The organism is Rhodothermales bacterium, from assembly GCA_013002345.1.
Classification (GTDB): Bacteria; Bacteroidota; Rhodothermia; order Rhodothermales; family JABDKH01; genus JABDKH01.
The window spans coordinates 1-6,277 of sequence record JABDKH010000111.1; the positions used below are offsets into that span (position 1 = coordinate 1).

At 59.4% G+C, this 6,277-nt stretch carries 6 protein-coding genes; 1 reads left to right on the plus strand and 5 read right to left on the minus strand.

Annotation, left to right across the window (positions count from 1 at the left end; genetic code table 11):
- From HKN37_05580 to HKN37_05590, 3 genes are all read right to left on the minus strand, one after another.
- Positions 1-430 (minus strand): alpha-hydroxy-acid oxidizing protein (locus tag HKN37_05580; GenBank protein NNE46115.1); only part of this gene is annotated, 430 nt, incomplete at its 3' end.
- An 11-nt stretch (positions 431-441) separates the two neighbouring features.
- Positions 442-885 (minus strand): hotdog fold thioesterase, encoded by a 444-nt coding sequence (locus HKN37_05585; GenBank protein ID NNE46116.1) that lies wholly within the window; start codon positions 883-885, stop codon positions 442-444.
- Between the two features lie 23 nt (positions 886-908).
- Complete coding sequence (locus HKN37_05590) at positions 909-2,711, minus strand: long-chain fatty acid--CoA ligase (GenBank protein NNE46117.1); 1,803 nt, start codon at positions 2,709-2,711, stop codon at positions 909-911.
- A 243-nt stretch (positions 2,712-2,954) separates the two neighbouring features.
- Between HKN37_05590 and HKN37_05595 the strand changes: the two genes are divergently transcribed.
- Positions 2,955-3,701 carry a hypothetical protein gene (locus HKN37_05595; GenBank protein ID NNE46118.1) on the plus strand — a complete coding sequence of 249 codons (747 nt, stop codon included), beginning with the start codon at positions 2,955-2,957 and terminating at the stop codon, positions 3,699-3,701.
- Here HKN37_05595 and HKN37_05600 read toward each other — a convergent pair.
- Positions 3,692-5,509 (minus strand): ABC transporter ATP-binding protein, encoded by a 1,818-nt coding sequence (locus tag HKN37_05600; GenBank protein ID NNE46119.1) that lies wholly within the window; start codon positions 5,507-5,509, stop codon positions 3,692-3,694. The genes HKN37_05595 and HKN37_05600 overlap by 10 nt on opposite strands.
- 224 nt (positions 5,510-5,733) lie before the next feature.
- Positions 5,734-5,916, minus strand: a complete 183-nt coding sequence (locus tag HKN37_05605) for a hypothetical protein (protein NNE46120.1) — start codon at positions 5,914-5,916, stop codon at positions 5,734-5,736.
- Between the last annotated feature and the right edge of the window lie 361 nt (positions 5,917-6,277).

Genomic DNA, 6,277 nt, shown 5'->3' on the forward strand with positions numbered 1-6,277 from the left:
CGACCGCCTCGATCGAAAAGGAAGACACTGTGCTGAGCACAAACGGCATCGCCAGAGACGCCGCTGCCTTGCTCGAGGCTAATTCACCTTCTGAATGAAGAATATTCTGTACTCCTATGGGTGCCAACAGAATCGGTGACTTGATCCTCAGTCCCAAAAGATTGGATCCAAGCCGACAAGAGTTGACGTCGCCGAGCACACGCGGTACGATGTTCCAGGTATCGAACGCCGCCTCGTTCTGCTCGACCGCCTGTCCGTCCGCAGCCCCGCCGATCAGATAACCGAATGCGTCGTCAGTCAGCTTCTGCCGGGCAGCCTGCCGCAACTCGGCATACGAAACCGGGAATGCTCCCGATTGCCCCTGCAGACGGCTCATGTAGATCTGCATCTGCCGATCCACACCCGGCGCCTTGTTCTCGTGCTCTGCCAATGCGTGACCTCCTACTCTCTCTCGTCGCGCCTGTCAAGGACGGCCAGCGTCACGCGGCTGATGCACACGAGTGACTCCGAGTCGTCAGTGATTTCGACATGCCACACCTGGATGCGTCCCCCGAGATGAACGGGCTGGGCCCGACCGGTAACGATACCCGAGCGCGCCTGGCGAACATGGTTGGCGTTGATCTCGACGCCGACGACCATCTGGTCTTCCCGAACAGCGAGCGTCCCGGCGATGCTTGCGAGTGTCTCCGCGAGCGCAACGGATGCACCCCCGTGCAGCAAGCCGTACGGCTGGCGCGTGCGCTCATCCACCGGCATGGTCGCCGTCACGGACTCTTCGCCCACTTCGGTACAGCGGATATCCAGATGCCCGACCAGCGACTCGCCTGCGAACGCATTGATCTCTTCGGGCCCCATGGTCCGCATCCAGATCGTACCATCAATCATTCCTCACACCTCGTCGTGTCTGGCTAGTCGACGCATGCATCATACGACACATAACTCGTATGGCGACCGACCTTTTCCGAGTACAGGCCGTCGATCACATGGCTGTATTTCTGGCACACGTAGGACCGACGCATCTTGCGGGTCGGGGTCAGTTCGCCGGTGGCCTCCGTAAAGGGCGCAGGCAAAATACTGAACCGCTTGATCTGCTCGGCACGTGCCAGTTGCCCGTTTACTTCGTCAACATGCTCCTTGATCACCCGCACGGCGGCCTCGAGGGCCTCGGCCGAATTCCACGCCGAATCCATGTCCCACGTCAGTACCTCCATCCCACTCTTGCTAAGCGTGAACAGAGCCGTCAGAAACTTCTTTCCATCACCAATGACCATGACGTCGTGAACCAGCGTATGATCGGACAGCAGACTCTCGAGATGCCGCGGCGCAATGTTCTTACCCCCGGCCGTAATTATCATTTCCTTCTTGCGACCTGTGATCCGAAGCGATCCTGACTCGTCGATCTCTCCCAGATCTCCCGAATACAACCAGCCGCCTTTGAGCGCAGCCCGGGTCGATACCGGATCGTCCAGATACCCCGGGAACACGTTGGGTCCACGGATGAGGATTTCGCCGTCGGCGGCGACACGCAGTTCGACACCGTCGAAGGCTTCTCCCACATAGCCATATTGCACGCGCCCGGGCCTCGAAAAAGCCGCCGGTCCACCGCACTCGCTCAGCCCGTAGATCTCCCGGATCTCGATCCCGATGCCGGCAAAAAACATCAGGAGATCCGCAGAAATCGGTGCCGATCCACTGATGACGGTGTGGGCTTTGTCAAGCCCCAGCTTCTTCCGAAGGGACGGTGCGATGATCGAGTTCGCGACCAGTCCGCGGAGGCCGGATCTCTTGCCGTTCCCCACAGCCTCTGCAGAGAGCGCCCATCGAGCGAGACGCGGGCGGAGGCCCCGGGCGTCGTTGAGGCCCGATCGAATCACCTCATACATCTTTTCCCAGAGCCGAGGCACACCCACAAATATCGTGGGACGCACGTTGCGCATGTACCGTGGGAGATTTTCCAGGTCGCTGCAAAAATAGACAGCGTATCCCGCCGTGATCGGGCCCAGAAGACTGACACCGCGCTCTGCCACATGCGCCAGCGGCAGATACGAGAGGGCTCGGTCGCCGTCCTGGCTTTCAATAGCCTGCGCCCCCATGTGCGCGGTCTCGACGAGGTTGCCATGCGAGAGCATGACCGCCTTGGGCGGCCCCGTGGTGCCGGACGTGTACACCAGCGATCCAAGATCCTCGCTCTGAAGCTCGCTACGTCGTCGATCGACATCGCCGGCCGGCACCGCGCGACCGCGATCCAGAAATTCATCCCAGGACGTAATGGCCGTCGACTGCGGTTCGCTTCCCGGCATCAGGACGATACTCCCGAGCTCCGGCAGATTTTCGATGTGAGCAGCGATTCTCTGGTACTGCTCCTCGGTCTCAATTACCAGAAGCCGAGCCCTGGAATGGTGAAGCAGGTACTCCATCTGCTCCGGAGACGCTGTCGCGTAGATGCCGAGCGGAACGGCGCCGATTGTCATGGCGGCCATATCCGTATGAATCCACTCCGGCCGATTCGATGCCAGAATCGCTACCCGGTCCCCCGGGTGAAGTCCTGCTGCGATGAGCGAGGCTGCCACATGGCGAACTGCATCCGCGTAATCCTTCCAGGACGAGTTCGACCACGTGAAGCCACCATCCGAGTTCGTGTTTACCGCGTGCGCAAGTGCGTCGGGTGTTCGCCCCGCACGGTCAAAGAAAATGTCAGGAATCGTGGACAACGATAAGTCCGTTCTTTGCGGCGGCCTTATGACCGCATCGGTGCATGAAATGTCTCGCGACCGCGCTACCCGAACTCCGGGCGCCCGGCCTGAACACAGCCAGTGTCAACCATCCGACCTTATCTTCAGAGTACATACGTGTTGCAGGCACGCCGGGCTGCGGCTCGCACAATTCGAGACCGAGAAGGTAGCAAAGCCACCCTTCACGTACCACGAATCATCTCCCTTCAAATCCTGATTGCCATGTCGGTTCTGCATAGCGCTACTCACGACGAGCATCATCCCGAAGCCATTCGTACTCGATTGTCGGACGCATATCGTCACAGCTATCTTGGCGATGCCGTTCTCGGAGCCATCGATGGATGCGTGACGACGTTTGCCGTTGTGGCGGGCGCCGTCGGCGCCGGTTTCCCGAACGTTGTGGCCGCGGTTCTTGGCGTGGCAAACCTCCTCGCCGACGGATTCTCCATGGCCGTCAGTAATTACCAGGGAACGAAGAGCGAGCAAGACCTGCTGAACAGAGTCCGCTCAACCGAAGAGCACCACATCGACGAGATACCGGAAGGTGAGCGCGAGGAGATTCGTCAGATTTTCGCGGCGAAAGGATTCGAGGGTCCGATTCTGGAAGAGGTAGTCGGCGTGATCACGAACGATCGTAAGGTGTGGGTCGACACGATGATCCGCGAAGAATGGGGTCTGCAGATCGAAGGTGCGAATCCGTTGCGGGCCGCTGTAACAACCTTTATCGCATTCGGATCAGTCGGGCTACTTCCACTCCTGCCATTCCTGGTCGTCCTTGTTGCGCCCGAGAGTGCGTTCGGCTTCAGCGCATTGATCACCGCTCTTGCGTTTTTCGGCGTAGGTGTCGCGAAGGGTCAGCAGACGCATCAGCCGAAGTTCGTTTCGGGCCTGGAGACGTTGCTGACCGGGGGTGCCGCGGCGACTTTGGCATATCTCGCCGGGAGCTGGCTACACGGACTCTATGTATGATCCGGCGAACCCTCAACCTGCTGTTGCCACGAGGCTGCATAGAGGCCGCCGAGCGATAACAAATCCTGGTGCGAGCCGGACTCGACGATCCGGCCGGCCTGCATGACGTGGATGACGTCGGCCCTGCGGGCGATCGTGAATCGGTGTGTGATTACAATCCCGATACGATCCTGCGCGAGCGATCGAAACCGCTCGAACCAGTCTGCTTCTGCCCAGGAATCCAGCATGCTCGTGGGCTCGTCCAGAACGATGATCGGAGCGTCGCGATAGTACGCGCGAGCCATAGCGAGCCGCTGCCATTCACCGCCGCTCAGCTCCTGGCCATCGACGAACCACTTGCCGAGCAGGGTTTCGTAGCCGGCTGGAAGGCTCTCGATCTTTTCGTCGATACCGGCCAGACGCGCGGCCTCTCGAATTCGGGCGGAGTCGATTTCGCCGGACACCTCGCCGTAGGCTATGTTCTGTGCGGCGCTCGCATGGTATTGGACCGGAAACTGGAACAGAACGGTAAGGAGTCGGCGAGCATCCTCCAGCGGAATCTGGGAGAGCGGGGTACCGTCGACAAGGACACGCCCCTCCTTCGGGTCATAGAATCTGCACAAGAGCTTGAGCAGTGTGCTCTTGCCTGCACCGTTCTCGCCGACGATTGCGACCGTCTGGTTCCGTTTGAACGTTACGCTGACGTCGTTCAGGGAAAGATCGTTCGAAGCCGGATACGCGAATGACACGTTCTCGAACTCAACGCTGCCCGGAACCTTGCGAACCTGGCTCGGAGTTCGTTCCGGTGACGCCATCGGTTTGAGCGCGAAGAAGTCGAACAGCTCCGACACAAACAGACTGCTGTCGTAAACCTGGTTCACGCTGAGGAGAATAGAGCGCATCAGATTCTGACCCCTGCTGAACGCCTGGTAGAACAATGCGATGTCGCCCAGCGTAGCGGCGCCTCGAAACGCTCGAAGCGTGATCCAGATCATGACGCCAGCTGTGATGAAGAGAGCGAGCAGCCCGGCCGCGATATTCTCCAGCACGTGTTTTCGCTCGAGGTCGACGCGCTCGTCGCGCAAGCGTGCGCGCAGCTCCTGATAGAGCGTCTTGAAATGCGTCCCGAGATCGAACAGCCTGACCTCTGCGGCGATGGAGCTATGCGTGAGGACGGTCTCGTAGTATTGCGTCCATCGTTCGTCCTGCGTCCTTCGCATCCACCACGCATGCCGGCGGCGACTGAACCGCATTGCGACGGCCAGGGCAGGAAGCGCACCGACGAAAAGTAGGAGCGGCAGCCACCAGGCGTACGTCACAATGAGAACCGCCAGTCCAAGAATCGTAACGGTGCTCTGGACCAGCGAGCCGAGGCTCTCCAGCATGGTGACGGGTCGCTGCGCAACGTCACCCATTACGCGATACAGCCGGTCGTGGTAGGCAGACGTCTCGTAGAATTCAAGATCCAACTCGACTGCCTTCTCGTGGAGCCTGCCTCTCAGGTAGTCACGAAAGGTCTCGGAGAGTGCTACGCGGACCCACCGCAGGATAGACGAAAGAATGTGGGTCGCTAGCAGAAGCGCTCCCATGACGCCCGCAAGAACGGCTACAGGTTTCAGGAGCTCCCATGTCGCACCGCCGTCATCGAGACCTGCAACCATGGTATCGATGAGGAGCTTCGACACGTATACGGTGACTGCGGGTAGCGCGCCCTGGACGACGAGGAGAATCGCCCACGAGACGGTCCAGCGCGGAGCCGATTGCCATACGAGTCCGAGTGCCTTCCCGACCAGCCGAAGTCGTCGCTTTAGTGGTTCCTTTTTGCTCAAGTGCGCCGCCGTTGATGAACGTGTTGCTGCATCGGACGAAGCATAACAAAAAGGGGGCCGTTTTGCCGGGTCGGTGTGAGATTCCTCTGAACGACCAGGACTGCACTGCGGCCCTCAGGGATCCGCGATCAGTCAAAACACAGAAATGCACACCCCCGCGAGAGGACGTGCATTCCAGCGCGGACTGCAATTCAGTCCGCAATCACCTATTTCGTCGAGCGAGATTACGAGAACGAGTCTCTCCCGTCGCCTATAATCGTGGGGTGGTCACCCGGCAGGAAGTGATCAATGACGGCGCCGAGCCAGTCGTTCGTTGCGTGCCAGGTCTTGGTGCTGGTGATATCCTCAATACGCCCGTACTCTACAAAGTCCGGCTTGACGTAGGGTTTCTTTTGGGTGACGTCCATCCGTGTGTACCACTGGTATTTGTTGGTCCCGGGTCAGTCCCGGAATAGGGTTCGAAATCTACTAAATATGGAACGTTCACGTTCTGAGAATTTGCGTGATGCGCTCGATTTTATTTCAATCGGCGCGGGCGGCGGTGGTTTCAATCTCGAAGGTCGCGCCCGGCCCGCCGAGCCAGAACAGGCCTCACAGGGGGTATTTGCGACAATTCCGTCCGCGAATTCAGACCTCAAAATGTTAGTCAACGCACGAAAATGGGCGAAAAACACGAAAATGCACACCCTCATGAGAGGATGTGCATTCCGAGAGAGTCGTCAGGCGATCGGCCGAAACCAGCGATCAGTCGACGCGCCTACGAGAACC

Bases quoted from the DNA above. Each gene is read 5' to 3' on its own strand.
- HKN37_05585 (NNE46116.1), bottom strand. From the start codon at position 885: ATGATTGATGGTACGATCTGGATGCGGACCATGGGGCCCGAAGAGATC.
- HKN37_05595 (NNE46118.1), top strand. From the start codon at position 2,955: ATGTCGGTTCTGCATAGCGCTACTCACGACGAGCATCATCCCGAAGCC.
- HKN37_05605 (NNE46120.1), bottom strand. From the start codon at position 5,916: ATGGACGTCACCCAAAAGAAACCCTACGTCAAGCCGGACTTTGTAGAG.